We start from the raw sequence: 2,250 nt of genomic DNA on the forward strand, positions 1-2,250 counted from the left end.
GATGCGGTGCTCGGTGCACCGGCGTCAGAGGGCCTTCCAGGCAAGCGGTTCGCCGACGCCCTGGTCGACGCCTTCCGCGCCGTGCTCCTGGTGCCCTTGCCGGAATCGCGGGCCTGGTGTGCCCGGAACCAGGGCCGGCTGCGTGCTTGGCTGCGCGGCTTCTACTTCGGCCGTTCTCGGGACCCGGAGGCGGCACTGCTCGTCGCCCTCACCCAGGGCCAGCCGGACCGTCGATTGCTCGGTCTCTGGCTCGGACTCACCTGCCTTGCCGGGGGTGTCCACCAGGATTACGCACGCATCGGCATCACCGGCCTGCGCCTGCTGCCGGCGGACGATGAAGGAACCGTGGAGCGTTCGGTACCGCGGGCCATGCTGCGCGGCGTACTGGACTACGGTGAGGCCCTGGCCCGCCGGGGTGACCTGAAAGGAACTCCCTGGCTCGCCGAGCTGGACTACCTGGCGGCCGTCTACCCCATGAGTGCCGACCAGTGGGGACGGCGCTTGCGTGACCTGATCCAGGCGCGGGACGTCTCCGACCCGGTGCGCAAGTGGCTGGACCGGCGCTACCCATCCGCGCTGCGGCCATCCGACCCGCAGCAGCAAGGGAAGGGTTTCCTGCAGCCGCCACATGTCGACGACCTGCGGCCGCTACTGCGGCAGTTGCCGGGAAACCTCGCGACTATCAAGCCACAGCTGCAAGCGCTGCTCGACCGGCATCGCCAGTATTGTCGCGAGACCGGGGACAGCTACTACCTGGTGCGTGCCTTTTGCAGCCTAGGCAACCGACTCCTGGAGCCGGACCCGGCTTGGGCGCGGGCGCTGGCCCATGAGGCCGCCCGCTGGAATCCGCAGGATCACTATGTTTGGTTCTTGCTCGCCCGCGCCCTGGAGGCGGAAGGCGATTGGCACCGGGCCCAGGCGGTCTACTGGCATACCCGCCGGCGCTTTCCGCATAACGTGCAATCTCACAGCCAGTTGGCCCATGCCCTGGTCCTGCACGGCGATGTCGAGCTCGGTGAGGCAGTCTATCGTGCGACCATGTGGTTGTTCCCGGACAACCCCGTTTGCCGCGCCGACCTCGCCCATACCCTGCGCATCACCGGCCGTAAGGACCAAGCGGTGGCGGTCTACCGAGAGGCCCAGCAGCAGTTCCCCCGCAATCCCGTGACCATCAACGGCCTGGCGGATACCCTGATCGACCTGGCGCGGCTGGACGAGGCCAAGGAGGTCCTGGATCGGGCCGACCACCAGCTCGACTCCGATGAAGAAAGCGCCGCCAAGCGCGACCAGATCCGCCGTCGCCTGCAAGGGGCGCTGAACGGCGAGCCGATTCGGCCCGCGCAACCGCGGTGCCCCCACGAGGGTCCCGCCGGCGATCTGGCCGATCTGGCCGACATCACCGGGGAGGACCTTTCCCACGACCCTGCCTTCGGCCGCGCCGTCTTGCTGCAGCGGAGCGGCAACGGGGCACTCGACCGCGCAAAATCGGAGATCGAGAAGCTGCCCCCCGGCAGTGTCCGGATCATCGAGACCGGCCTCTGGCATGCCCGTGCCCAGGGTTGGGGCGTAGCCGCGGACTGGTTCGACCGGAACTGGGAGCAGTATCCCGGCGACGGTGTGCTGCGCGTACACCGCAACCGCGCCCAGGGCCGGGCCGGGAAGCCGGTGGACTGGACCCTGGAGCAGGCGCGCTATCCCTATCTGGCGACCGTGATCGAGACGGAAATCAACCACGAGCCCCCCGCACGCATCAGGTATCTGGATGCGGACGCCGAAGACCTCACCGAGGAGCAGCGTCAGGATCTCTGGTTCCTGGGCCTGACGGAACGGGGCGATGCCGAGCTACGCGACAGCGCCGAAGAAGACCTGCTCTCCGCCCGGTACCTGGTGGGCTGACGGGTCGACTTTTGGCGTGCGGCGGCAGGTATTGTTTTAACTACGAATCACACGAATCGACGCGAATATTCCCAAGGGTGCAAACCTTCCAATTCGCGCAGATTCGCGTGATTCGTAGTTTATGACTAACGCAACTAAGCGTCGTAGCGTTTAAGAGGCTGTCTAAAAAAAGGGCCGTAGCCCAGAGTAGGCGGTAGGCTGGGTTGAGGAACGAAACCCAGCTTTTACGGGCAGGTTTGGTTCGCTGGGTCTCGTCCCTCGACCCAGCCTACCGATTTATACTGCCACACGGCACAATCCGAGCTTTTGAATTTCCCCCTCACCCCGGCCCTCTCCCGGAGGGAGAGGGAGTGA

At 66.3% G+C, this 2,250-nt stretch carries 1 protein-coding gene; it reads left to right on the forward strand.

Features of this window, described 5'->3' with window-relative positions; translation table 11 throughout:
* On the forward strand, window positions 1-1,896 hold a 1,896-nt coding region (locus BQ17_RS08965), incomplete at its 5' end, for a tetratricopeptide repeat protein (RefSeq protein ID WP_089726288.1).
* Window positions 1,897-2,250 lie beyond the last annotated feature (354 nt).

The organism is Candidatus Thiosymbion oneisti (assembly GCF_900092655.1).
Taxonomy (GTDB): Bacteria; Pseudomonadota; Gammaproteobacteria; order Chromatiales; family Chromatiaceae; genus Thiosymbion; species Thiosymbion oneisti.